The sequence below is a fragment of the Acinetobacter sp. NBRC 110496 genome, from assembly GCF_000876115.1.
Classification (GTDB): Bacteria; Pseudomonadota; Gammaproteobacteria; order Pseudomonadales; family Moraxellaceae; genus Acinetobacter.
Window position 1 is genome coordinate 18,284 of sequence record NZ_BBTF01000030.1, and the last position, 24,013, is coordinate 42,296.

A 24,013-nucleotide genomic window follows, 5' to 3' on the forward strand; every position below is an offset into this window, starting at 1 on the left:
GCTATGCGAAACTACCAATTCCAATTTAAGCTCAATCAAGGATTTACCTTGATTGAGCTTATGCTAGTATTGATTATTGTTGCTATTTTTACGGCAATTGCGCTACCGAGTTATCAAAATTATGGACGTCGTGCAAATGCTGCTGCAGCTCAACAAGAAATGCAAAAGTTGGCGGAACAACTTGAGCGGCATAAATCGAGAAATTTTAGTTATAAAGGTTTTAGTGCGCAGTATTTGTATAATTCAACTGGAACAACACCGTTTGATGGAAGTACCCAAACTTTGACAGTCCCTTTAAATGCGACAGGTGCATCGGTTAGGTATACATTAACCATTGTTGATGGAATGACTGGAAACCCACTTCTGTCTGCATCTGATGCTACGGGCCAAAGTTGGGCAATTCGGGCGATTAGTGCAGATGTACAAAACTTTTCATTTTTAATGACGAGTACTGGGTTACGTTGTCAGAATAAAACGATTGCAAATATTACGTATGCCACATGTGGAACAGGTGGGGAAAGTTGGTAATGAATAAAATTGCACAAGGTTTCACGTTAATTGAATTGATGATTGTTGTAGCAATTATTGGTATTATCGCGGCTATTGCTTATCCTTCATATGCACGATATGGGCAAAGAGTTAAACGTGCTGATGTACAAACAGAGATGATTAATATTGCTCAGATCTTGCAAGCAAGGAAGTTGGCATATAATAGTTATCTTAATGCAGATACATCAAAAAATACGATAACCGCTATTTATGGTTCATCGGTTAGTCCTAAGCAAGGAACACCATTATACGATCTTTCGTTTAGCACGCTTACAGCTTCGGCATGGGTACTCACAGCAACGCCTAAAACAGGTTCTCCACAAGCTGGAAATGGTGTGATTTGCCTTAATGATCAAGGCCAAAAGGACTGGAACAAAGCTTCAACTGATGCTGCAACATGTGTTGCAAGGTTATCAAATATTTCTACGTGGGACGGTCGTTAACGTTTCACAGCATTTAAATGTTTTACAAAAGCAAACCTACATCTGGTTTGCTTTTTTATGTGTATTATTTAACATTTTTAATAACAATAATTAATGAATGTGATCTATTTAACATTTATCTGCTGTTATCTACCTTTTATCTCTTAAGGGTGGATTTAAGTGCATTTTCGATAGAAATTGATATGAAACATGAAAACAATCACGAAAAATAACGTTCATTTCATTCATATAACAATTTGATTTTACAGCCTTAAAATTTTTTCACTTATAAAGTCAAGATGAAATAATTTGTAAGGTGAATTGAATAAAAATTAATTGAGATGCTCGTTAAAACAAAAAGATTTGTGCATATGGAGGACTGTATGCAACAAGCATATTCTGACTTACAGCCTCGCTCTGCAGTTTCTGGTCTTGCGATAGGGCCGAGTGTTGCCCAACATCATCCGTTCAACTTCGAGCGTAGCTCTCCGTCTTGCACTCAGACAAAGCAGAGCTTAGTGCATCTTCGCTCAGGATTTACCTTGGTTGAATTGATTGTCACGATCGCTGTTTTAGCCATTATTGCTGTGATGGCGGCGCCGTCATTTGCAACGATGTATAGCCGCCAAAAATTAGAATCTTCTGCACGTGAACTGATCATGAAAGTTTCGGAAGCACGGAGTCAAGCCGTTTTACTCCGTCAAACTACAGGGCTCTGCCTGTCTTCTTTGTCTGAAGATGATTGTGCGACTGCAATTGCCATTCCGAAGACAGAGGCACAACGTATTTTTGTCGTCCGTTTAGACAATGGCGTAAGCAGTGCAAGTCTTTCATCAACCAATCTCAGCTTTAGAAAAAATGGCAGTCTTGCAGCGCAAAAGGACTTTATTTTACAGCACCAAAATCTTTCTTATTGTATTCGGGTAGGGGTGATTGGAGATACCACAATCAAAGAAGGAGCTTGCACGTGAATATTCAAAAACAAAAAGGTGTCGGGCTAGTAGAGGTTTTGGTAGCCCTTGTTCTTTTGGCAATTAGTGTGCTGGGCTTTGCTGCTTTGCAAATAAAAGCGATTGATTCCAGTTTCGAAGCCAATAAACAGGTGCTGGCACTTACCATTGCGCGTGATTTGGCAGAACGGATGCGAGCTAATCCACAAGCAACACGTGCAGGGAAATATAGAGTGCAAGCGGTGGAGACTCCTAAAGCAGAAGTCCCGACCATCGCGGATAAACCTGAAAAGGTTGCATTACAAGACTTACAGAAGGCTGCGCTTGAGGCCCAAAACAACGGGATGAATCTGGCGGTCGACCAATGTCCGGCAGGCAATAACCGGCAATGTATTTATGTGGCTTGGGATGGAACCAATTTAGCAGGTGACCAAGGTATCGCCGCATGTATCAAAGATGGTAGTTATGTTTCAGGATCGCACTGTTTGTTTTTGGAGGCATACTGAAATGGAAACAGGCCTCTTCTATTCAAAATCTGGTCAAGCTCAAGCTGGATTTACCCTGATTGAGCTGATGATTTCCCTGACTTTAGGGTTGCTGATCGTTGCTGCCGCTATCCAGTTATTTATTACAGGAATCACCAGTTATAAGTTGCAAAAAGCCATGGCACATATTCAAGACAATGCCAGTCTCGGCTTGAACTTTATTGTGGACGATATTCGTAAAGCCAATCTCAGCTCGCCCGTCCTGGCAATTAATGATCAGACCAGCTATGCTGGAATTCTACTGAGTTCGAATAATGTCGGAGGGAAAATTGACCTGAATTGTACAGATTGTTTCTCGAATAACCAGATTGCCAGTTTTGGCAATGCCAATGTGGCTGGATTGACCAATGATCAGTTAATGATTCGTTATCAGGCACCACAAGGGGGGCTGGATTGTTCTGGTCAAAATGTAGCAAATGGGACTTTTGTGATCCAGCGTTACTTTGTTGGTTCTACTTCTACGGACTTGCGTCAATCTTTACGTTGTCAGGCTGCCCAATATACACAAGCGATGCTTGATGCAAAGACCACAACAGACCGACTCAAACTGGTTTGGGGGGAGAGTCAGGTCATTTTACCGAATGTCGATCTTTTTCAGATTCGGTTAGGGTATATGGATGGTGAGCTCAATAGTGCGAATAGCATGATCGCCTATACAGATGTTAAAAATTATATGGCTTTAACTGCAGCTAAAAAAAATATTGATGGCATTACACAGACCGTTCGTCCTTATGTACATGCCATTCAAATCGGTGTGTTAGTACGTTCGGATGATAAGACCGGAGACCAGTCGGTCATTAAGCAAAGAAATAAAGAACCATTCCAAGTCCTCGGTACCAAGGTCAATCTCACCCCTGCATCACAAGATACTTATTTAAGACAAGTGGTGGATCAAACGATCTCATTGAGAAATGCAATGGGTTGGGTTTCAGAGGGCTGTGATAGCGGTAAAAGCTCAAGCTGTACAAATGGGGGGGCTGGAACATGATAAACGCACAACGTGGTTCAACACTGATTATTGTCTTAATGATTGTGCTGATGATTACCATTGTTGGCACACTGGCAATTCGGCAAAGTATCAGTTCGCTTAAATTGGTCAGTAATCATCAGATACAGACGCTACTGGCACAAAATGCGGATACTGCACTGATGTATTTTCAGGATCCCAATACCCAGCAAAACTTAGCTTCTGCCAATGGTGTGGTTGGTTTCTTTAAAAATGAAAATAATAAAAATGCTGAACTGGTCTTCTGCTTTTCAGGAACGGATCCATTTGCCCTAACCAAAGCTGCATATCGCTTAAATAGTGCCAACTTTGAACCGATGGCAAGCAATGCCGGGATGTGTAAAGTTGATTCGAGTAACGCAGCCAATGACACAGCCTCTCAATCCAGTGGTCGTAAACAAGTGGTGACACAGGTTTATATTAAAAGAGAAATCAACCCTACAGCACCCTTTGCAGATTTATCTCGTGGAACGGAGGTATTTGGGGCAAAAACGGAAAACAATATTCGCTTAAGGGTCTATGTGGTGTCCGTGATGCAAGGCTTATTAACTTCGGATGCTTTATTTAAAGCAGATCGTGATATTAACAAAGGTTGTTTAACTAAAAGTATCGACAATAACGGTGCCAATGATGTTGCTACTTGCTTAAAACAAAATATAGAAAAACCGTTATATAACATACAAGTCGCAGAATATCGTTTCTTGTCTGACTTTGAACCTTCGAGTTCATAAGGGAGAAATGTCATGAATAATAATAAGATAAAAAAATTGACGCAGGATAATCAACAAAAAAACAAAATGAAGTGTTTGTGGTTGGGCTCTAGCGTCCTATCCAGCCTGCTTGTACTTTCTTCTGTTGCATCTGCGAGCGATATTGAAATTTATCAACCTGCGGCAGGGAATAAGAAACGCCTGATGCTGATGGTGGATCAATCTCGGAGTATGGGGGGCGCTGGTCTTTTAGATTTGGTTAAAGATTATCCATTATGTATTGATCAGGGGGTTACTGATGTATTGGGTAAAAATGGCTTGAATTTGGGAATCAAGATCGCGGGTCAAACCGATTTGATTAATGTCACCAAAGAAGCCTCTGATCTGATCAATAAAGCCATTTTAAAAGGCTTACTCGGCAATGGCCAAGGTCAGGGACTACTTGATTCGATTGCCGAAATTAAAACAGAACAGCCGAATGCGGCTTATCCATTTCCGCGTCAATCCTGTACGGTGGTTACTACAGATGCAACGGTACGTTTATTGGATAACTTGCTCAGTGGGTTGTTGGGGGTGAAAACAGGATTATCTGCCGAACAATATATCCGTGAAACCTGTGACCCATTAATTGATATTAGCCTGCTTAAGTCCATTACCAATTCTTCTACGGTAGGAATTTACCGTTGTTATGATAAAAATTCACGCGTTCGTATGGCATTGACCGATGTTTTAAAAGGGAAAAAAGGTAGCGGGGGGTTGCTGGATATCGATCAAATCCCAGATAGTACAATGGTCGGGCTATCGATTTCACCTTATAACCAAACGCTGAATGATCGTGCTGGTGCGATTGTTTTTGAACCTAAGTTGCTCAGTGATGTCTATCTTTATAACGGTAAAACTCAAACCCATCGTCAGCATATGATTGACTATATTGCCAGTGCCAATATGGACTCCAAAGGTGAGTTTAGCCTGCAAAGTTTACTCATGATCGTACCTAAGCTGGTGGGAGGATTACTCAATGATGTGGTTGCAACACTGGGCAAAATTTTAAGTAATCCGCTGGATGCCGTGAGTGAGTTATTGAATCTGGAAAATACCAATAATGCCCTGAATGATGTGCTGACCATGTTAGGTCTGGGCGGCAATAACCCAATGGCCAGTACCTATGCGGAAACAGGTGCATACTTGTTAGGCAACACCACCAAGGGAACGGGTGCCAGACAATATGCCAAGCGCAATGCGTTATTGGGACTTGGTGGCATATCCCTGTTATGGACAGATTATGAATGTAAGGCATGGAAAGCAGATGGCATGACCTGCGATGACTGGAAATATGCTGGGCTATTTGGTGTAAACACTAATGGATATAAAAAAGTCGATGGCAACCTGTTAAATTTACTGGGTATTCTACAGGTCGGAAAACAGGAAATCTTTTATGAATACCGTGCCGATGTTGATGCAAAATATAGTGGTTTTACTGATAGCCAGAAAAATAACAGCACCATTAATCCGCTGATTAAAAGCAATGGCAGCTTCTATCAGGCACCATCGACAGCCCCACAATGCGATGCCAATGGTTTAATGGTGATTGCGGGTGGGGTGCCAACGATAGCACCGACATTGACGGACTCGTTATTGCAACCGCAAGGCAGCCAATCCGATGCGACCAAAGTTGCCATGGAGCGTTTAATGGCCCGCTCATTGGATAACAGTCAAACCCTCAATATTCAATATAAAGATGGGCGCTTGAATGATAATTGGGGATTTAGATGTAATTCTACCGATTTAAAAGCGACCACTTTGGGAAATAATAAAAACTCAAATGATAATACTGATTTTGCAACCTGGCAGTGTATCGGTGCCTATGCCCGAGATATTCGGGCATTAAAAGCCAACCCGATTAAAACCGCTGTCATTGGACTGGATCGGTCGTTTTTACAGCTTCCCAATTATATTGCAGGACAAGAAAGTAGTTCCGATACTAAAGGCTTGACTCAAATTTCAAGTACCAATGTGGCGCAAGATCAATTGCTAACCGGGATTGTGCCGAAGGCTGTTCGCGACTTATTGGGCGTAACAGGTTCACTGCTGGATGGCCTGTTGCCAAATAGCTTGATCGGGAGTGGCTTAACCACAGGAATTACCAGTCTATTGGATCGATTATTACCTCGTAATCCAGAGGACATCAAAAATATGGCACGTTGGGGGGTCATTGGTGGCGGTGGTTGGTATAACGCTGCCAACAGCCAGAATATTGCACAAAGTATTCGGGATTTTCACGATAATTTGGGGGTGACGGATGGTGATCCTATTGGTTTGCAAACACTACCTGAAGACCCGTTAACACCATATCGTATGAGCAACGAAGTGTATAAAAGTATGTTTGAACCAACAGAAAAAGCCAGTTGGTTTGGTAACTTTAAAAAATACTATGTCGAAACCGATAATTCGATTAATAAACTGAAAGATGCCTGGGATGCAACGTCAACAAGCTACGATGTGCAAGATTGGAATAAAGGTGGCGTACTAGCCAAGCTTAAAAATTTAAAAAATAAAACGGATAATTCTGATCCGAACAAACCGATCATTACAGAACGTCTGGTTCTGACGAATAGGGATTGCCAGCAAATTGCCAATACCTCTACTTATCAATTTACGGAGGTTGGCGCATTAAAAACCGTGAATAATAAATATCTGGATGTGAAATGTGGTTCAGGGACTTCTGCTGTTACAGATGCTAAAGGCTATTTGTTAATGAATTTGTTGGGTTATAACGTCGGAAATGCGGCTAGCACGGCAGATCTGACTGAAACGAATCGAACCAACTGGCAGGTAGGCATGAACTTGCATTCAATTCCAGTCAAACTTACCCAAGAAGCAACTTTTAATGCGGATAATAGTATCAAAGAGCGCAAAGATTATATGCTGTTTGGTACAACGCAAGGTTTATTGCATGTCGTTGATGCCAAAACGGGTGAAGAAAGTTTTGCTTTTGTACCCAATGAAATGTTGGAAAATACTCAACAGAGCAAGGCATTCTTGGATAAAGCGACAGGCGTTAAAGCAAATATGGCTTACGGGATTGATGGCGCATGGACAATCTATAGCGAATACGTCTATGGAATGAAGGCGCTGAGCAGCGGCAGTAGCAGTAGTGCAGTGGTTGCAACCGTTGGCGAAATTAAACAAGGTGATCAGGTCCTCGCCAAAGGAAAGCAAATTGCCTACGGTGGTTTGCGTATGGGGGGGCGTAGTTATTATGCCTTGGATCTGAGTGATCTGACTCGTCCAAAATTGAAGTTCCATATCGATCCGGATAATAATCGCATTATTAGTCTACAAGCAGATGGGAGCTATAAAACCACCACCAATACGGTTTTAGCTAGCATGGGGCAGAGTTGGTCTAAGCCAACCATTACGACGGTAATGTATAAAGGTGCTGCGAAACGCGTGATGCTAGTAGGGGGAGGCTATGATATGGAATATGAAAAAGTCACGCCAAGCATTAGCAATACCACCAGAGGCCGCATGATTTATATGTTTGATGCGGATAATGGAGATTTGCTCTGGTACGCCGGCGGAGATAGTGCAAGCACTTCATGTGATCAGGGAGATAGTAATCTCGGCTTAAGAATGAAAGACTTATATAGCGTGGTGAGTCGTATCAATGCTGTGGACCGTGATGGCGATGGCATCACAGATCATCTATATTTTGGCGATTTAGGGGGGCAGGTTTGGCGCATCGATTTAGGTAAGGATCTTGGCTTAAAAGGTGGAGGATGTGGTCGTTATAGCATGCTATTTAAAGACAGCAATAGCCGTTTTTATGAAGCCCCTAATTTTAGTGTCTATGGCTATGAACAACCATTGGCTGTGCTGAGCATTGCCTCAGGCAATCGTAGCCTGCCTTATAGCGATAAAAATTCAAGCAGTACGATCTATAATCTGTTTGATCAGGAGGTGGTCAGTCCTAATTTTGTCACCACAGGCAATGTCAATAGCAGCACACCAAAACTATTGGTGACAGATCTTAAAGCCATGCTGACTGCGGGCGATGTAAAAGGGAAAAATTTGGTCCAAGCCAAAGCGATGATGCCAAACGGCTGGTATGTGCTGGCAAATACAGTGGTTGGAAAAGAGCTGGATGCACAAGGCAATGAAATTAGCTTGACGAATCAGGTCGGCAGCAAAGTGTTGAACGAAATGGTGGTCATGAATAAGAGTCTTTACGCCAGTGTTTATAATCCAAATACCAGTGCTGGAAATGGATGTAAAATTCAGGCCAATGGGGCAACCACTGTTCAGCGGTTCTGTTTGCCATTTGGTGTCTGTGAGCAAGACGTTAAGGATGTGACCATGAGCTTTGGTGCTGGACATGGTATCGTTGATTCGATGGTCGGTGCGGGCATTGGTCTAGGTGATAAAAATGGTTTGACGCGTCAACTGCTCAATCCAAATGCAAAAGACAAAATTGGCAATAGCAAACTGTCGGTAAATACCATGCGTCGTCAATTAGTTCCACTGACATGGTATGAACGTAATGAATAACAATAAGTTGAGCCGGCAATTTACGCTCAGAATGAATGTTTGTTTTATTGTGCGTAGTTCAGGTTTCACCTTGATTGAGCTGATGATTACGATGGCGATCGTGGCAATTATTGCAGCGATCGCGATTCCCAGTTATGACGTCTATATTCGCCGTGCAGATTTAGCCACAGCACAGCAAGAAATGCTTAAAATTGCGGCGCTATTGGAAAAACATCGGGCTCGCAATTTTAGCTATGATGGTTTTGTGCTTAAAGGCACGGCCGCGAATCAGGGGGCGTATTACACTGTTCCAAATGCAACGAACACCAGCTTGCTTGTACCTTTGAGTGCGAGTCTAGGTGATCAGAAATTTACATTAACCTTAACAGCAAATGCTCAGGCATGGTCTTTAAATGCAATCAGTCAAAGTCCGAGAAATTATTCCTTACTGATGACCAGTACAGGATTCAAATGTAAGACGAAAACGGCAGCCAATATGACAACATCAAGTTGTGGCAATGCTGCTGAAGACTGGTAACTTATCAGATTTTATAGATTAAATTCATAACTGTGGATAACTCGAAAAATAATCTTTATTTCAAAGTCAATTTAACGTAGAATATCGCCCTCTATGAAAGGGGTTTGAAGTGTCGCCGATGGTCGGCGCAGGGATAATCCGTAAAAATTATAAGGTTGTTCTCATGGTTGTTATTCGTTTAGCGCGCGGTGGTGCAAAAAAACGTCCATTCTATCAAATCGTTGTGACTGATAGCCGTAACGCACGTGACGGTCGTTTCATCGAGCGTATTGGTTTCTTTAACCCAACTGCACAAGGTAAAGCTGAAAAAGTTCGTTTAGACGCTGACCGTTTTGCACACTGGGTTGCTCAAGGTGCTCAACCTTCAGAACGTGTTGCTTCTTTAGCTGCTCAAGCTAAGAAAGCTGCAACTGCTGCGTAATAGTAGTAGGTAGCCCATGACATCGACACAGAATGTGCCAGAAGATCGTATTCAGATTGGACAGTTACGTTCAGCTTATGGATTGAATGGGTGGCTCTGGGTTTACTCTAATACAGAACCTATGAGCAATATGTTTGACTACCTTCCTTGGTACATTGAGACCAAGGCAGGTTGGCAAACAATTGATGTGAAACGTTGGAAACCACATGGCAAAGGCTTGGTTGTTGCATTAAAAGGCGTGAATGATCGCACTGGTGCAGAGAACTTGGTTGGCGCAAATATCTGGATTGCCAAATCACAGCTTCCAAAAGCAGATGTAGACGAGTATTACTGGTCTGATCTTAAAGGCTTGACCGTGTTAGGTCTTGGAGAGGATGAGCAGGAAGTCAATCTTGGTCAAATCTACGAGCTGTTTGAAACAGGTGCCAATGATGTCATGGTCGTAAAAGCGACGCCTGACAGTATTGATGCTGAAGAGCGAATGATTCCTTGGCATAAAGATGTGGTACAGCGTGTTGATCTTGAAGCTGGTCGTATTTACGTCAATTGGGGCGTAGACTACTAATCCTTTCGGGGACAGTAGCGCAGCAGGAAAATAGAGGAGTCTGCGGTGTTTTTTGCAGTCATCACATTGTTTCCTGAAATGTTTGAAGCGATTACAGCGTACGGGATTAGCGGACGTGCGGCAAAGCGTGACATCGTGCAAGTGACTTGCATTAACCCACGAGATTTTGCTGAGGGCAATTACAAACGAGTGGATGAACGTCCTTTCGGTGGTGGCCCTGGTATGGTGATGATGGCTGAGCCTTTGGCACAAGCAATTGGCCATGCCAAACAACTTGCAATGCAAGCAGGCTGTGTTCATGCCCCAGTGGTGTATATGTCACCGCAAGGCAAAACCTTAAATGAACAGGCAGTACAGCAATTCGTTGATTATGATGGTTTGATTGTATTGTGTGGGCGTTATGAAGGGGTCGATGAGCGTTTAATCCAGCATTATGTTGATCAAGAATGGTCAATTGGGGATTACGTCTTATCGGGTGGTGAACTGCCAGCGATGGTGTTGCTGGATAGTATTATTCGTCGATTGCCAAATGTCATGTCTGACGAGCAATCTGCGATACAAGATTCTTTTGTAGATGGTTTACTGGACTGTCCACAATATACCAAGCCTGATCATTTTGAAGGGCTGGATGTGCCTGAGGTACTTAAATCAGGACATCATGCCAATATTGAGAAATGGCGTTTTTTGCAGCGTTATCAACGAACTTTAGAGCGTCGACCAGAACTGGTGGAAAAAGTAGAGTTGACCAAACAGCAAATTAAATGGTTAAAAAATTCTAAAGGTTAAACTGCTATCAGTTTTTCTTTTGTATCCAACGAGAAGCTTTGCTTCGAGTTCTACTTAAACCTGGTTTAAGTTAAAAATAGGCTCTTTAAGATCTTTGTCTTAAGGGGAAAGTTAAACGGGAGATATGCGCTTTAGCCTCTATTCCCAGCGGTGTCAGAGACCTCTTCTCTCCCGCACATATTGGAGATTCCACATGAGTGGTAAACATCCTTTAGTTCAAGCTGTTGAAAATGCACAGTTAAAATCAGACATCCCTGCTTTTGCACCGGGCGATACAGTTATCGTTCAAGTTAAAGTAAAAGAGGGTGACCGTGAGCGTCTTCAAGCATTTGAAGGTGTTGTAATCGCGAAGAAAAACCGTGGTTTAAACTCTGCTTTCACAGTTCGTAAAATCTCTAGCGGTGTTGGTGTTGAGCGTGTTTTCCAAACTCACTCTCCAATCGTTGCTAAGATCGAAGTGAAACGTCGTGGTGACGTTCGTCGTGCTAAACTTTACTACCTACGCGAGTTGTCTGGTAAAGCTGCACGTATTCGTGAAAAGTTACCAGCTCGTAAACAAGGTTAATTTTAACTTTGTTTTAAAGCGAAAAAATGCGCCTTTGGCGCATTTTTTTATGCCTGTTTGCGTCGACAAGCACTTTCTTTTTAATCATCTCAGACCTGATTTTGCTAAAATAGGTCTTTATACGTTGACTTTTCTTTTATGAAAAAAAGTTCTTATCGCCATTTGAGCGGTGTTTTCCTATTAAATAAACCTTTAGGTTTGAGCTCTAATTCTGCACTTCAAAAAGTCCGTCGTCTGTTTAATGCACAAAAAGCAGGGCATACGGGTGCCTTGGATCCGTTGGCAACAGGGTTATTGCCAATCTGTTTGGGCGAAGCCACCAAGTTCTCACATTATTTACTGGATTCAACCAAACGTTATCAAACTACGGTGAAATTGGGACAAACCACAGCAACCGGTGATGTTGAAGGTGAAATTCTGCAACAGAGAGAAGTGCCCGCATTGACGCAAGAACGGATTGAACAAATACTTGAGCAATTCCGTGGTGATATTCAGCAAGTACCGCCGATGTATTCAGCGTTAAAACGTGATGGTCGTCCACTCTATGAATTGGCGCGTAAAGGCATTGAGATTGAGCGCGAAGCACGTCCAGTCACCATCTATGATTTAAGCTTGGTTGATTTTACAGAAGATAGCTTAACGCTGGATGTGACGTGCTCAAAAGGGACCTATATTCGTGTTTTAGGAGAAGACATTGGCGAGGCTTTGGGCTGTGGTGGGCATTTAACCAAATTACACCGTACTCAAACAGGCCATTTTGAAATTAATCCAAGCTATACCATTGAATATTTAGAGGATCTTTCACTGGAAGAACGCGATGCGTTATTGCTGCCAGTCTATGCACCTATTGAGCATTTTCCACGTGTGCAATTGCCTGAAGGGCGTGAAAAATATTTCGGCAATGGTCAGGAAAGTAATATCGAGCATGAAGCTGCGGCGGAAGTGCTGGTGTTTGACGGCGAACGTTGTCTAGGACTGGCTGAAATTACTGATAAAAAACGTTTGGTGCCAAAACGCTTGTTAAATTTATAAGAGTATCTTCAATGGAATGGGAACTGATTCTAACACTGGTGTTCTTTGCGTTTTGTGCGGGAACCATTGATGCGGCCGTCGGTGGTGGCGGGTTGATTCAGATTCCTGCATTGATGGGAGCTTTACCACAAACTGCACCTGCGACCTTATTTGGTACCAATAAGTTAGCCTCCATTTGCGGCACAGGTTCGGCTGCATTTTCATTTGTACGTCGGGTCAAATTGCAATGGTCATTACTAGGTGTGATTGCACTATTCGCCTTTATTAGCGCTTTTATTGGGGCGGCCTGTGTATCATTGGTGCCGACGCATATTTTAAGACCGATTGTCTTGATCATGCTGATTGTGATTGCGATTTATACCTTTATGAAAAAGCAATTCGGGCAAGTCCATGTCGATCAACAGGTCACACCTAAGTTACTGCTACTGGCTGCGATGGGTAGCTTAGCGATTGGTTTCTATGATGGTATTTTTGGCCCAGGGACAGGCAGTTTCTTTATTTTCTTTTTTATCCGCTTTTTACAGGTGGATTTTCTACATGCTTCAGCCTTGTCGAAAATTGGCAATTTCATGACCAATCTGGCGGCATTGAGTTTCTTTATTCCGACAGGACATGTGCTATTTGCACTGGGCTTGATGATGGCGGTTGCCAATATTGCGGGCTCATTATTGGGTGTGCGTTTGGCTTTAAAATACGGCAGTGGCTTTATCCGTATTTTATTCCTGATTTTGGTCAGTATCTTGATTTGTCGATTGGCTTATCAAATCATTACTGGTTAGAAGCTTAGACATGGACTAAGCTTTTCCACCGCGTAAAGTAACACCAATTGAAGCCACCATAATACAGGCCAATGCCACCCATTGAATCAAGCTAATGCGCTCATGTAGCAGCACCAAACCTGCTAATGCCGCTAATGCCGGCGCAAGACTGGACAGCGTTCCATAACTCAATTTACTTAAGCGTTTCAGTGCCATTAAATCCAAGGCATAAGGAATCGCAGTTGCGAGTAGGGCAATCACCAGCGCTTTGCCCCAATATTGAGTATCTAGCAGTACAGGCGCATTATTCCATAGACCAAAAGGAAATAAGGTTAGTGCGGATAAACCGATGGCAATGGTCAGTGCATGCATGCCAATATTCTGTTGCACTACGCGATGCCCGTAATAGATATATAAGGCCCAAAAGAACCCTGCACCTAATGCGCATGCTGCACCGATATAGGAAAAATGCTGTGCTTGAGCATCGTGCCACGGCACCATTAAGGCAATGCCCAAAATCGCAAAGGCCACCCAAATATAGTCGCTGCGCTGTTTAATTGAGAGTAGAGCCAAACCCAGTGGGCCAATAAACTCTAAACCCACCGCAATGCCTTGAGGTAACTTGCCTAAAGAGGTGTAAAACAAGATGTTCATACAGCCCAGTGCAGCACTATAGCAAAGTAAATCTCGCCATTTTAGTTCCTTCAATTTGGAAATGATTTTCCATGAGCGGAACATGATTGCGACCAGAAGGGTAGCAAAACACAGTCTTAAAATCGTTACAGTGAGCGGATCCAGTGTCGCAATTAACTGCTTGGCAAAGGACGCACTGATTTGATAAGACAGCATGGATAAAACCATGTACAGTACTGCGACCAACTGAATATTTTTCATGTGTATAGCCACTCCATACATAGAATGACGATAAGGTGTTTAGCCATGAGAATGTATTCCTTGTGAATAAAAACAACACCAGGTCTTTTTGATGGCTTCAGTGATATCGAGTTGAAATTCAAAAGCAATTTGATTTTCTCGAATGACTTTAAAACCTAACCGTTTATGGAATTTTATAGATAAGGTATTACTTTTGAATGCGTGGCTGACGATCGTTGTAGCCTGTTTAGCTTCAATAAATTGCGCAAGTAATGAAGCAAATACCTTCCGTGTTCGGTGCTTTGGGTGAACCACTAAAATTGGAATAAACCATCTCTGCTGTTGCATGTGTTCAACAGTGAAGTAACCCAGTAATTGCTGATGGTTTCGATATTCGAATAGATAGCCTTGAGTTGAGGCCTGCATTAAAGAGGCCAGATAAGCTGATCGGTTGATGGGTTTACCTGCTTGCTCAGACAAGGTGTTTAAGGTCATCAACGTGAGTTCTAAATATTCTTCCATATGCATTTAATGAATACTCTGATTATCCAGCCTCTTTTTGCTGTCGCGCTTGTTGCGTGGTAAAGGTACAACCAATCGAAGCAATGATAATCGTACCTAAGGCAAGCCACTGATTCCAAAGTAACATTTCTCCCAGAAAGATAAAGCCTGAGAGAGCCGCCACTGCGGGTTCTAGACTCATCAAGGTACCAAAACTCAGTGGGGTTAAACTCCGTAGCGCAATCATTTCTAGAGTAAAGGGTAAGGCGCTGGCTAATATCGCAAGACCGATAAAATAATATAAATTAGGTAGTTCAAAGACCCGATCAATCGCCCCTGAAAAGAGTGCGAAAGGCAGCAAGCAGAGCATACCAATTGACATACCTAAGCAAACGGTATGATTGCCAGAGATACCCGAAGGTTTTTGCCCTGCAATAATATACAGCGCCCAACATGCACCTGCACTCACCGCAAACATTACACCGACTAAATCTAGGCCTTGTTGTGCCTGTTGCAAAGGAAACAGCAGGATTAAGCCTAAAATGGCACAGCCGACCCAAATAAAGTCGTATTTCTGCCGAGCATGATATAGCGCGACACTTAAAGGGCCGATAAATTCAAAGGCAACGGCAAGGCCTAGTGGTAAACGCTCAAGTGATAAATAGAACAGAGCATTCATCCCTGCAAGGGCAACCCCATAAGTCAGAATGGCTTTCCAGCGTACCACTTTGAAGTTGATGGTCCAGATTTTAAAAATCACAGCCAGAATCAGTGCACCAAAAAACAGGCGCATGGCCGAGACTGTTAGGACGGGAAAGCTTTGGAACAGAATTTTGGCCAAAGAACCACTGCCTTGCACACACAACATGGCAATCATCAACAGCAATAAAGCATGGAGTGGTGTTTTTAGTACAGGGCTAGACATCTTATTTTTTTAACATTCAGTATAATATTCACATAATAAGTCAAACGCCTATAAAAAAGCCACAGCGAATGCTGTGGCTTTTTTAGCATTGTTCTAAATGTTGTTTAGAACAATACGCGAACGCGGATCGTGCCTTCAACGTGGTTCAAGGTATCCAGCGCTTCTTGAGAAGCAGATGCGTCAACATCCATTACCAAGTAACCGATATCACCTTTAGTCATTAACGACTGACCAGAGATATTGATGCCTTGTTCAGCGAACAAGGTGTTGATTTTCGATAATACACCTGGCACGTTTTTGTGGATGTGAAGTAAACGATGCTGACCATCAGAAAGTGGTAATGCGATTTCTGGGAAGTTCACCGCAGAAAGGGTCATCCCTTTGTCTGAATACGCAACGAATTTTTCAGCCACTTCCAAACCGATGTTCGCTTGCGCTTCCATGGTCGAACCACCCACGTGCGGGGTTAAGATCACGTTGTCTAAACCACGAAGTGGAGACAAGAATTCTTCACCATTGGCTTTTGGTTCTTTCGGGAATACGTCAACTGCGGCACCTGCGATGTGACCAGATTTGATCGCATCAGCTAAATCTTCGATCACCACACAAGTACCACGTGCTGCGTTCAAGAAGATTGAGCCTTTTTTCATTTTCGCGAATTGTTCTTTCTTGAAGAAGTTGCGCGTAGATGGTACGTCTGGAACGTGTAGAGTCACCACATCCGCAGTTTCTAATAGTTCATCTAAAGAGCCCACTTGACGTGCATTACCCAATGGCAATTTAGTCACAGCATCAAAATAGATGACTTTCATACCCAAGCTTTCTGCCAATACAGAAAGTTGTGAACCGATCGAGCCGTAACCGACGATACCTAAAGTCTTACCACGAGTTTCAAACGAACCCACCGCAGCTTTATTCCAACCGCCCGCATGAGTATCTTTCGATTTTTCAGGCACACGACGAAGTAACAAAATGGTTTCAGCAAGAACCAATTCTGCAACCGAACGTGTATTTGAATACGGTGCGTTGAAAACAGGGATACCACGAGACATCGCCGCTTTTAAATCGACTTGGTTGGTACCAATACAGAAACAGCCAACCGCGATCAATTTGTTCGCAGCTGCAAAGATTTCTTCAGTCAATTGAGTACGGGAACGAATACCGATGAAGTGCGCGTCTTTAACCGCTTCTTTTAAAGCGTCGCCTTCAAGCGCAGTTTTGTGGTAGTCGATGTTGGTATAACCCGCTGCATTTAAGGTATCGATGGCATTTTGATGCACACCTTCTAACAGAAGGAAACGGATTTTGTCTTTAGGTAGTGATAGATGTTGGCTCATTACGGCTCCGCTACAAAGGCCAAAATTTAGTTGCAGTACTATAGCATAGAGCTTTGAGATATAAATATTTGGTTTAAAATTCCCGCAGCAGAATTGCTGAGAATTTTTCAGTGAGCACTGAATTTTACTGGTTAAACACATTTTGTTATTACAGTATCTTTATCCTAAGCTTTATCCCATGCCTGCTTCTATGTAAAATGCAGAGATCTGATAGTCAAATCTGAAAACATCAGGTTTGCGCTGTTCTGCCGAGTTTCTATATGTTGAATACAGCATTTTAAGATATTGAAAAATATTATGTTGTTATTCAAATGCTCTATCTTTACTTCTTGCTAGGCCTGTAAACGATGAATGCTTCAGTCGCTTTAACACCTGAGTTATTGACCCAATTAACGGCAATTGTGGGTGAAAACCGAATTAAAACCGATGCCGATAGTTTAGAAAATTGGGGACGAGATCATACTAAACATTTTGATCCGAACCCATCAGTCATCGTTTTCCCTTCAAGCACTGAACAAGTGCAGGCCATTGTTAAACTTGCCAATCAATTTCATGTCGCGATTACCCCATCGGGCGGTCGTACTGGTCTTTCAGCGGGTGCAGTAGCCGCCAATGGTGAGATCGTAATTAGCTTTGACAAGATGAACCAGATTCTTGAGTTCTTCCCCGCAGATCGTATGGTACGTGTGCAAGCGGGTGTGGTGACTGAGCAATTACAGAATTATGCCGAACAACAGGGCATGTATTATCCAGTCGATTTTGCTTCAGCAGGCTCAAGCCAGATTGGCGGTAACATCGGTACCAATGCGGGCGGGATTAAAGTCATCAAGTATGGTATGACCCGTAACTGGGTACTTGGTTTAACCGTGGTGACAGGCAAAGGTGACGTACTGCGTTTAAACAAAGGCATGATCAAGAATGCGACTGGTTATTCGCTTCAGCACTTGTTTATTGGTGGTGAAGGTACATTGGGTCTCGTGACTGAAGCTGAAATCAAGCTTGAGCGTCAGCCGCAGAACCTACAGGTTCTGGTTCTAGGGGTGCCTGATTTTGATGCGGTGATGCCTGTACTGCATGCGTTCCAGAAAGATATCGACTTAACTGCATTTGAGTTCTTTGGTGAGCTTGCAATGCAAAAAGTACTCGATCGTGGTCATGTACAACGCCCATTCGAAACGCAATGCCCATTCTATGTGTTGCTTGAGTTTGAAGCACCGTATGAGCCGATTGTCGACAAGGCAATGCAGATTTTTGAGCATTGTATGGAACAAGGTTGGGTGCTTGATGGTGTCATGAGCCAGAGCCTTGATCAAGTGGAAAGCTTATGGCGTTTACGCGAAGATATTTCTGAATCAATCGCGCCGTTTATTCCATATAAAAACGACATTTCAGTATTAATTACCCATGTGCCTGCATTTATCCGTGAGATTGATGCCATTGTTCAAGATAATTATCCTGACTTTGAAATCTGTTGGTTTGGTCATATTGGTGACGGTAACTTGCACTTAAATATTCTCAAACCTGAAAATCTGACCAAAGATGAATTCTTTGCCAAGTGTCAGGTGGTGAATAAATATGTGTTTGAAACCGTGAAAAAATATGATGGTTCGATCTCTGCCGAGCATGGTGTGGGCATGACTAAAAAACCGTATTTAGGCTACTCTCGCTCGCCTGAAGAAATTGAATATATGAAAGCATTGAAGTTGGCATTTGACCCGAATGGGATTATGAACCCAGGAAAATTATTTGATCTTTAATACTTGATTAAATAAAAGAAGTTCTGTTAAAAGCGTATCGTAAGATACGCTTTTTTATTGTTCATAAATCAAAGTTAATAATGAAAATTTATTTTTATAATACGAAATATAAATATATAAACTTATTTATCATTATTTGTTGACATTATATGCCAATTAAAGGTCTATATAAGTTTTTGTTAGCTAAATAAATAAAAATAATGTATTTGATATTAACTATTCAATTAAATAAGAATGAGGGTGTAGAAGTGAATCCTAAAAAAAATTTATCCCAAGATGAAGTGTCCAATTTATCTGTAGAGGAAATTCACAAACGTATTGCTGCTGAACAAGAGTTTATGAATAAACAGAAGCATAAAAAGTTCTTTGCTGCGACAGATGGTTCTAAAACAAAAAATGGTGGATTAATCAGAGCGACGATTAACCAAAAAATTAAGGCACAAGGTCATCTTATTGCTGTTGTTGGTGATGAAGCCATTTATGAGGATGGAACAACCTCTAAAATTATTTCGGGTACTGGCGACGCAGGATCAATTGAAGGATATGACATTGCACTTGTTGGTAGCCGTTTAGAAAATGGTGATGAAATCATTGAAAGTCTACAATCTGTATTTGAGTATCGTTTGTATGCTGATCAAGAAATCCCTCAAGGTTTTCTCTGTCATGACTAAATTTCTTAGGAGACAATCATGGCTATAGGCTTTGCAATTCATAACTCGATGACAAATCATGGTGGCATCATTCCCGCTACTCAAATGCGTTCTTCTCAAATGGGTAACTTATTCTTGGTTGCGGGTGATGGGCATTATTGTCCGAGATGCCAATGTTGGTCGACTATTATCAAAAGTCATGATCATATTCTCTTTGATGATAAAGCCGTTGCTTATGTCGGTGATCAGCTTACTTGTGGGGCAAGAATTTTACCAAAACAGTCTCATGTTGTGGGGGAAAGTGGCAGTTCTAGTTTAGGTTCAGCTTCCCCTCTTTTTCAACCTACTAGCACTCAACAAAGTTTCAATAACAATTTAACTGATAGCAAAAATGAGCTTTTGAATGGTTATTACTACAATATAAATACTGGGTTATATGAAGGAAAAATTTCCAATGGAAAAGGTAATCTTGAAAATGTATATGCCTGTAATGGAAAGAAATCAGATAGCGATTTTATCTCCCCTCAATATGCAAACATTACTCATAAAAAATTCCAAGAATGCTCAAGGGTTGTTTCACATGAATCTGGAACAGCGACCTTAGAATGTATATTTATTGCTTTCACTGCTAACAATTACGCAAAACAAGTAAAAAAGGATTTACATTCATTATTAATGTCAGGCTATTCTACGATGCCGGCTGGAACAAAGACCCCTTTACCAGATAAACCCAACAATGGGAAAGTAGAAGATCCTAAGTATGGACTTGCTCGTAAGGGTGTTTTAAAAGTTTGTCTAGGAGAGGAAGATCCTACAGATGGTGCAACACATTGGGATGGAACAGATTCCTTAGCATGGGGGCTAGAAAGTCCGTATAAATATAAAGATAATACAAATAAGCCACATGCTAAATTTAGAGAATATAAGAAAATCACAATCCCTAAAGCAATATATGATGAATTCCTAGTCGGCTCATTGAAGGAATATCCTAAAGGGCGAGTTAAATATAGTGGTATTTTCTATGAAATTCCTGCAAAAGTTTTTAAAGATAATATAAACTGGACGACTGGTAATTTTGAATACAACACGGGTAGCAACGTTAGTAAATCACTCACTGCCAAAGTAACAGCAGGCCATACTATCTTTTGGAAAGCAGCATGAAGTTTAAAGTACTCAGTTTAATATTTATGTGTTTTTCATACATAACTATAGGGCATGCAAAAACAAATAATGAGTTAATTAGCAATCATATTATACCAAGCCATAATCTTCAGCTAAGTGGTTCATATCCATCAATAAAAGGAAATCAATTTAAAGAGATTAATAATTCTATTTTTAAATTTATTTCAACCAGTTTTGATAGAGAGGATGAGCAATACCCTACAGAAATTAGTTTTGAAAAAATATTTCAGAATGAGGAGGTATTAAGTTTTTCAATTAACTATAATATCAGTAACTCAACAGAAAGATACTTTAATAAATATTACACACTGGGTCTCTTCAATAAAAAGGAGCTAAGTCTTTCAGAGTATCTTAAAGATAAAAAAATTTCTAAGTATGATGTATTGAAGAGTATAAATAGTTTCATTTCACCTTGTCTTTCCGTAAAAAAATATCTCCCTGATTACTGTGCCGATATGACATTGCAAAGTCTAATTGCGAATAAAAAAAGGGTTACTTATTCAGATATATCTAGTTTTTTTATTAAGGATAATGGTGATATAGGAGTAGGTATCGACTCCAATAAATTTACTACTACTTTTATCTATAATATAAAAAGTAAAAAGATTGTTTTAAATTAGCTAATTATATCCTACAGCCCATACCCTGATCATGTTTTGGTTGGGGTTGATCTATTTCTATTTGTCTCTTGCATTTGGATGATAGCTTTTTAATATATTGGACATTTGAGCAAATGCTACTATGAACTATTGTTTAAGAGATTTCTCTATGCCAATGATATTATGAATAAAGTACGATCAGTAAGCATTCCTTTACTGATCGTCTTTGGTTTAGATGCTGCTATTTAGAATACGAATTTTCACATCGGCAACATGGTCTTTGGTTGCTTCAAAATGCTGCTGCATATGGGCTGTTTGCATATGGGCGGCTAAATGAGCGGTACTCTGCCATTTCTCTAACATGATAATCGTATTCTCATCAGTGGTCTGCATCTCAATCGCAGGAAGATGATCAATCAATGGCTCATAGCCATGACAGCCGTCTTCTGCAAGCACCGTTGGAATAATCTTTTCAAAGGCATCTAAAACGGCTTGGCGATGTTCAGCACCTGCATGGGTATGAATTTCAGCAATAATGGTTAGCATGATATTTTCTCACTTAATGGCTTGTGGCAAACAACTGATCTAAATGTGCTTTGTACGCTTCGATATAACTTGGCACATTGGGCGCCTTGATCACATCATTGACGATAAAGGTCGGCAGTGAGTCCATACCCAAGAATTGATTAGCTTTATGGAAAGGTAAATAAACGCCATCCACACCAACGCCGTGGAAGAATTGGTCTGGATCGGTAAAGGCTTCCATCGGTGCATTCCAAGTTAAAGACAACATGTATTTTTTACCTTGGATTAAACCACCCGAACCATACTTTTTCGATGCATCTGAACGACTACGGCCATCGCTGGCATACAATGAACCATGACCAATGGTGAAAATATCATCGATGTATTTTTTCATGGTCCATGGTGCGCCCATCCACCAACCTGGCATTTGGTAAATCACCACATCTGCCCACAAGTATTTGCCTATTTCGGCTTGGATGTCATAGTCACTGTCGGTACGTGTCACTTGTACCTGATGGCCTAAGGCAGTTAAATGGGCTTGAGAAAACTCGGTCAGGGTGTCATTCAATTCACCATTCGAATGTGCAAACTGTTTGGCACCATTAATAATTAAAATATTGCTCATGCGATTACTCAAAAATAAATCTCTAAAAACTGGAACGCATTTTAGGAAATCTATTCATGAGTAAAAATGCATAAATGAGCAAAAGACTCTTGATCAAAAATCAATAATTGAATTATTCAGCTTTGGATTTTTTAGCTTTATACCAACGACGAATGCCCCATAAAATTGCAATCGCAAGATACAGTGGCCATAACATCACGAGCCAAATGAGGGTTTCTCTGAAGCCATATAAACCCACTTTAATCGCTTCCCAAATTCGGCTGAATAACGGATCACTGTCCAAGGTGGCAATGCGATTGATATTTAGATCATGGGATTTACGCACTTGTGATTGCTGGAAGAATTCCAGTCGAATGGTGCTATAGGCTAAACGGTCTTTGACTTCTAAATTGGTCAGTTGCTGCAGCTGATTGTTCACCGCATTGGATCCGCTATTACTTTGATTGGCGGTATTAAGTTTTTCTTCGAGCAATTTTAATTCATAACGCTTGGCTTCATAGCTTTGGGTATTAAAGTTCAGCATGAGTGGCAATAAGTTATTTAAGAATGCTGTTACGTCTGCATTGGGAATACGGACTGTCAGTTGTACGGTGGGGGTGATCTTTTCATAAATATCGACACTGCCATCAATACGATCACGTTCAGATCGGTCACTGACTTGATAATTAATCTGCTTCTCTTCGATATAACCATTGTATTGCAATAACTGCTGTTCCAGTGCCGATGTGGTTTTTAGCACATCCTTCACTTCAAATTGCAATTGTGCGCTTTTGACCAATTGGCGGTTCTGTTCCAGAGCACTTTGTTGGTTACTGGCGAGTTGCTCTGGATTTTGAACGGCATTGTCGTGAACGGCTTGACTGTCTGCCGCGGCAGTTTCAGTTGTCATCGCGGCTTCACTAGCAGGGCCTTCAGGTTTTTTCGAGCAACCTAAGGCGGTGCTCCCGAGGATTAAAATAATCGTTAATTTCTTTGCTAAATCTGACATATCGGCATGTCCAAACTAAGGTGATTTTGATGTTATAAACTGTGTTTTTCTAATCATTTGTTATGATCATTATCTTTGATAATGACAACAAATTTAATGCACGCCATATACATTTTGTTGCGTGGCAAGTCTGTTTTGCATAGTAGCATAAATGAGCTAAATGGATTGGATGGGTACAAAATGTATAAAGTTTGCATGGTTTTAGGTTGCAGCTTATTTTTGGCTGCATGTAATCAACCTGCGGTACAGTCCCAGCAACAAGCGGAGCTACAAAAAAGTACAGCCATGCATGCCGTGTTATTGGATCAGCCCAATCTGTTTCATCAAGACAGCAATTTAAAAATTGATCAACAGTTTAATCGTGCAGAAAATCCAACCAATGCACAAATTATGATTGAGCAAACACAGCTCGACGATTCTGTTAGAGCAATACGGACTGAATATCAGCTAAAACGCGATCAAGATAGCTGGAAAGTGGTAAATAAGAAGCAGAGTTATCAATGTGCCAGAGGGCAGAATACTCAAACTTTCCAATTTGAGTTATGCCCATAATTTTGTGCATGATTAAACAGTGGATAAAAGTTCAGCAAAATTGTGGATAACTTTTCGGTTATACACATTGCTGAATTGGCGTGATGGGTTGTTTAAATTGCAGTCATTTTGAAAAAGTGCTACAG

25 protein-coding genes and 1 pseudogene are annotated in these 24,013 nt (G+C 41.3%); 19 read left to right on the plus strand and 7 right to left on the minus strand.

All coding sequences use genetic code 11. The features are described from left to right. The first annotated feature begins 3 nt into the window (after window positions 1-3). From Aba26S_RS14000 to Aba26S_RS14065, 14 genes are all read left to right on the plus strand, one after another. On the plus strand, window positions 4-528 hold the full coding sequence (locus Aba26S_RS14000) for a type IV pilin protein (protein WP_043972843.1): 525 nt from the start codon (window positions 4-6) through the stop codon (window positions 526-528). Further along, window positions 528-992 carry a type IV pilin protein gene (locus Aba26S_RS14005; RefSeq protein ID WP_043972846.1) on the plus strand — a complete coding sequence of 155 codons (465 nt, stop codon included), beginning with the start codon at window positions 528-530 and terminating at the stop codon, window positions 990-992. The genes Aba26S_RS14000 and Aba26S_RS14005 overlap by 1 nt, the downstream gene beginning before the upstream one ends. A gap of 362 nt (window positions 993-1,354) precedes the next feature. After that, window positions 1,355-1,942, plus strand: a complete 588-nt coding sequence (locus Aba26S_RS14010) for a Tfp pilus assembly protein FimT/FimU (RefSeq protein ID WP_043972848.1) — start codon at window positions 1,355-1,357, stop codon at window positions 1,940-1,942. Further along, on the plus strand, window positions 1,939-2,427 hold the full coding sequence (gene pilV / locus Aba26S_RS14015) for a type IV pilus modification protein PilV (RefSeq protein WP_005238423.1): 489 nt from the start codon (window positions 1,939-1,941) through the stop codon (window positions 2,425-2,427). Before Aba26S_RS14010 ends, pilV begins: the two co-directional genes overlap by 4 nt. A 1-nt stretch (window position 2,428) precedes the next feature. Continuing rightward, the gene (locus tag Aba26S_RS14020; protein ID WP_043972850.1) at window positions 2,429-3,454 is read left to right on the plus strand and encodes a PilW family protein; all 1,026 of its coding nucleotides are present in this window, start codon (window positions 2,429-2,431) and stop codon (window positions 3,452-3,454) included. Continuing rightward, window positions 3,451-4,203: a PilX N-terminal domain-containing pilus assembly protein gene (locus Aba26S_RS14025; RefSeq protein WP_042876170.1), complete on the plus strand. Its 753-nt coding sequence runs from the start codon at window positions 3,451-3,453 to the stop codon at window positions 4,201-4,203. The genes Aba26S_RS14020 and Aba26S_RS14025 overlap by 4 nt, the downstream gene beginning before the upstream one ends. 12 nt (window positions 4,204-4,215) lie before the next feature. Continuing rightward, window positions 4,216-8,730 (plus strand): PilC/PilY family type IV pilus protein, encoded by a 4,515-nt coding sequence (locus tag Aba26S_RS14030; RefSeq protein ID WP_043972855.1) that lies wholly within the window; start codon window positions 4,216-4,218, stop codon window positions 8,728-8,730. Next, entirely contained in the window at window positions 8,723-9,247 is a 525-nt protein-coding gene (locus Aba26S_RS14035) for a type IV pilin protein (RefSeq protein WP_010589700.1), read from the plus strand. Before Aba26S_RS14030 ends, Aba26S_RS14035 begins: the two co-directional genes overlap by 8 nt. Before the next feature lie 163 nt (window positions 9,248-9,410). Then, a complete protein-coding gene (rpsP, locus tag Aba26S_RS14040; RefSeq protein WP_004776006.1) occupies window positions 9,411-9,668 on the plus strand; it encodes a 30S ribosomal protein S16 in 258 nt (85 codons plus the stop codon). Window positions 9,669-9,684: 16 nt separating this feature from the next. Further along, window positions 9,685-10,233 carry a ribosome maturation factor RimM gene (gene rimM / locus Aba26S_RS14045; protein WP_005238430.1) on the plus strand — a complete coding sequence of 183 codons (549 nt, stop codon included), beginning with the start codon at window positions 9,685-9,687 and terminating at the stop codon, window positions 10,231-10,233. A 45-nt stretch (window positions 10,234-10,278) separates the two neighbouring features. After that, on the plus strand, window positions 10,279-11,019 hold the full coding sequence (trmD, locus tag Aba26S_RS14050) for a tRNA (guanosine(37)-N1)-methyltransferase TrmD (protein ID WP_043972858.1): 741 nt from the start codon (window positions 10,279-10,281) through the stop codon (window positions 11,017-11,019). A 193-nt stretch (window positions 11,020-11,212) separates the two neighbouring features. Further along, window positions 11,213-11,584 carry a 50S ribosomal protein L19 gene (gene rplS, locus Aba26S_RS14055; protein ID WP_004657502.1) on the plus strand — a complete coding sequence of 124 codons (372 nt, stop codon included), beginning with the start codon at window positions 11,213-11,215 and terminating at the stop codon, window positions 11,582-11,584. Window positions 11,585-11,722: 138 nt separating this feature from the next. Next, window positions 11,723-12,616, plus strand: a complete 894-nt coding sequence (gene truB / locus Aba26S_RS14060) for a tRNA pseudouridine(55) synthase TruB (protein WP_043972860.1) — start codon at window positions 11,723-11,725, stop codon at window positions 12,614-12,616. Between the two features lie 11 nt (window positions 12,617-12,627). Then, the gene (locus Aba26S_RS14065) at window positions 12,628-13,395 is read left to right on the plus strand and encodes a TSUP family transporter (RefSeq protein WP_005238436.1); all 768 of its coding nucleotides are present in this window, start codon (window positions 12,628-12,630) and stop codon (window positions 13,393-13,395) included. 15 nt (window positions 13,396-13,410) lie between these two features. Here Aba26S_RS14065 and Aba26S_RS14070 read toward each other — a convergent pair whose 3' ends face one another. The 4 genes from Aba26S_RS14070 to serA all read right to left on the minus strand — a co-directional run bounded on the left by Aba26S_RS14070 (window position 13,411) and on the right by serA (window position 17,010). Continuing rightward, the gene (locus Aba26S_RS14070) at window positions 13,411-14,268 is read right to left on the minus strand and encodes a DMT family transporter (protein ID WP_005238438.1); all 858 of its coding nucleotides are present in this window, start codon (window positions 14,266-14,268) and stop codon (window positions 13,411-13,413) included. A 39-nt stretch (window positions 14,269-14,307) separates the two neighbouring features. Continuing rightward, window positions 14,308-14,775: a GNAT family N-acetyltransferase gene (locus Aba26S_RS14075; protein ID WP_052500227.1), complete on the minus strand. Its 468-nt coding sequence runs from the start codon at window positions 14,773-14,775 to the stop codon at window positions 14,308-14,310. A 16-nt stretch (window positions 14,776-14,791) separates the two neighbouring features. Next, window positions 14,792-15,673, minus strand: coding sequence for a DMT family transporter (locus Aba26S_RS14080; protein WP_005238443.1), 882 nt, complete (start codon window positions 15,671-15,673; stop codon window positions 14,792-14,794). Window positions 15,674-15,777: 104 nt separating this feature from the next. Further along, entirely contained in the window at window positions 15,778-17,010 is a 1,233-nt protein-coding gene (serA, locus tag Aba26S_RS14085; RefSeq protein WP_005185444.1) for a phosphoglycerate dehydrogenase, read from the minus strand. A gap of 347 nt (window positions 17,011-17,357) precedes the next feature. On the opposite strand from serA, the gene Aba26S_RS14090 reads away from it, so the two are divergent. The 4 genes and pseudogenes from Aba26S_RS14090 to Aba26S_RS14105 all read left to right on the plus strand — a co-directional run bounded on the left by Aba26S_RS14090 (window position 17,358) and on the right by Aba26S_RS14105 (window position 21,219). After that, window positions 17,358-18,767 (plus strand): FAD-binding oxidoreductase, encoded by a 1,410-nt coding sequence (locus Aba26S_RS14090; protein ID WP_005238444.1) that lies wholly within the window; start codon window positions 17,358-17,360, stop codon window positions 18,765-18,767. 248 nt (window positions 18,768-19,015) lie between these two features. After that, the gene (locus Aba26S_RS14095; RefSeq protein WP_043972863.1) at window positions 19,016-19,438 is read left to right on the plus strand and encodes a PAAR domain-containing protein; all 423 of its coding nucleotides are present in this window, start codon (window positions 19,016-19,018) and stop codon (window positions 19,436-19,438) included. 18 nt (window positions 19,439-19,456) lie between these two features. Further along, window positions 19,457-19,733: pseudogene (locus Aba26S_RS14100) on the plus strand (PAAR domain-containing protein); the annotation flags it as partial. A gap of 841 nt (window positions 19,734-20,574) precedes the next feature. After that, entirely contained in the window at window positions 20,575-21,219 is a 645-nt protein-coding gene (locus Aba26S_RS14105) for a hypothetical protein (protein ID WP_043972865.1), read from the plus strand. A 210-nt stretch (window positions 21,220-21,429) separates the two neighbouring features. On the opposite strand, the gene Aba26S_RS14110 is transcribed toward Aba26S_RS14105, so the two are convergent. The 3 genes from Aba26S_RS14110 to Aba26S_RS14120 form a co-directional block, all read right to left on the minus strand. Next, entirely contained in the window at window positions 21,430-21,744 is a 315-nt protein-coding gene (locus tag Aba26S_RS14110; RefSeq protein WP_043972867.1) for a putative quinol monooxygenase, read from the minus strand. Window positions 21,745-21,757: 13 nt separating this feature from the next. Continuing rightward, a complete protein-coding gene (locus Aba26S_RS14115) occupies window positions 21,758-22,348 on the minus strand; it encodes an NAD(P)H-dependent oxidoreductase (protein WP_005238453.1) in 591 nt (196 codons plus the stop codon). Between the two features lie 112 nt (window positions 22,349-22,460). Then, window positions 22,461-23,336 (minus strand): DUF4349 domain-containing protein, encoded by an 876-nt coding sequence (locus tag Aba26S_RS14120; protein WP_043972868.1) that lies wholly within the window; start codon window positions 23,334-23,336, stop codon window positions 22,461-22,463. Between the two features lie 180 nt (window positions 23,337-23,516). Here Aba26S_RS14120 and Aba26S_RS14125 point away from each other — a divergent pair, with 180 nt between their 5' ends. Further along, the gene (locus Aba26S_RS14125) at window positions 23,517-23,888 is read left to right on the plus strand and encodes a hypothetical protein (protein WP_005238457.1); all 372 of its coding nucleotides are present in this window, start codon (window positions 23,517-23,519) and stop codon (window positions 23,886-23,888) included. Window positions 23,889-24,013 lie beyond the last annotated feature (125 nt).

Excerpts from the sequence above, each read along its gene's own strand:
- Aba26S_RS14090 (WP_005238444.1), top strand. The coding sequence starts at position 17,358 with ATGAATGCTTCAGTCGCTTTAACACCTGAGTTATTGACCCAATTAACG.
- Aba26S_RS14105 (WP_043972865.1), top strand. The coding sequence starts at position 20,575 with ATGAAGTTTAAAGTACTCAGTTTAATATTTATGTGTTTTTCATACATA.
- rplS (WP_004657502.1), top strand. The coding sequence starts at position 11,213 with ATGAGTGGTAAACATCCTTTAGTTCAAGCTGTTGAAAATGCACAGTTA.
- Aba26S_RS14065 (WP_005238436.1), top strand. The coding sequence starts at position 12,628 with ATGGAATGGGAACTGATTCTAACACTGGTGTTCTTTGCGTTTTGTGCG.
- Aba26S_RS14070 (WP_005238438.1), bottom strand. The coding sequence starts at position 14,268 with ATGAAAAATATTCAGTTGGTCGCAGTACTGTACATGGTTTTATCCATG.
- rpsP (WP_004776006.1), top strand. The coding sequence starts at position 9,411 with ATGGTTGTTATTCGTTTAGCGCGCGGTGGTGCAAAAAAACGTCCATTC.
- rimM (WP_005238430.1), top strand. The coding sequence starts at position 9,685 with ATGACATCGACACAGAATGTGCCAGAAGATCGTATTCAGATTGGACAG.
- Aba26S_RS14120 (WP_043972868.1), bottom strand. The coding sequence starts at position 23,336 with ATGTCAGATTTAGCAAAGAAATTAACGATTATTTTAATCCTCGGGAGC.
- Aba26S_RS14110 (WP_043972867.1), bottom strand. The coding sequence starts at position 21,744 with ATGCTAACCATTATTGCTGAAATTCATACCCATGCAGGTGCTGAACAT.
- Aba26S_RS14115 (WP_005238453.1), bottom strand. The coding sequence starts at position 22,348 with ATGAGCAATATTTTAATTATTAATGGTGCCAAACAGTTTGCACATTCG.
- serA (WP_005185444.1), bottom strand. The coding sequence starts at position 17,010 with ATGAGCCAACATCTATCACTACCTAAAGACAAAATCCGTTTCCTTCTG.
- truB (WP_043972860.1), top strand. The coding sequence starts at position 11,723 with ATGAAAAAAAGTTCTTATCGCCATTTGAGCGGTGTTTTCCTATTAAAT.
- Aba26S_RS14075 (WP_052500227.1), bottom strand. The coding sequence starts at position 14,775 with ATGCATATGGAAGAATATTTAGAACTCACGTTGATGACCTTAAACACC.
- Aba26S_RS14125 (WP_005238457.1), top strand. The coding sequence starts at position 23,517 with ATGTATAAAGTTTGCATGGTTTTAGGTTGCAGCTTATTTTTGGCTGCA.
- Aba26S_RS14080 (WP_005238443.1), bottom strand. The coding sequence starts at position 15,673 with ATGTCTAGCCCTGTACTAAAAACACCACTCCATGCTTTATTGCTGTTG.
- Aba26S_RS14000 (WP_043972843.1), top strand. The coding sequence starts at position 4 with ATGCGAAACTACCAATTCCAATTTAAGCTCAATCAAGGATTTACCTTG.
- Aba26S_RS14020 (WP_043972850.1), top strand. The coding sequence starts at position 2,429 with ATGGAAACAGGCCTCTTCTATTCAAAATCTGGTCAAGCTCAAGCTGGA.
- Aba26S_RS14025 (WP_042876170.1), top strand. The coding sequence starts at position 3,451 with ATGATAAACGCACAACGTGGTTCAACACTGATTATTGTCTTAATGATT.
- Aba26S_RS14010 (WP_043972848.1), top strand. The coding sequence starts at position 1,355 with ATGCAACAAGCATATTCTGACTTACAGCCTCGCTCTGCAGTTTCTGGT.
- Aba26S_RS14030 (WP_043972855.1), top strand. The coding sequence starts at position 4,216 with ATGAATAATAATAAGATAAAAAAATTGACGCAGGATAATCAACAAAAA.
- Aba26S_RS14035 (WP_010589700.1), top strand. The coding sequence starts at position 8,723 with ATGAATAACAATAAGTTGAGCCGGCAATTTACGCTCAGAATGAATGTT.
- Aba26S_RS14005 (WP_043972846.1), top strand. The coding sequence starts at position 528 with ATGAATAAAATTGCACAAGGTTTCACGTTAATTGAATTGATGATTGTT.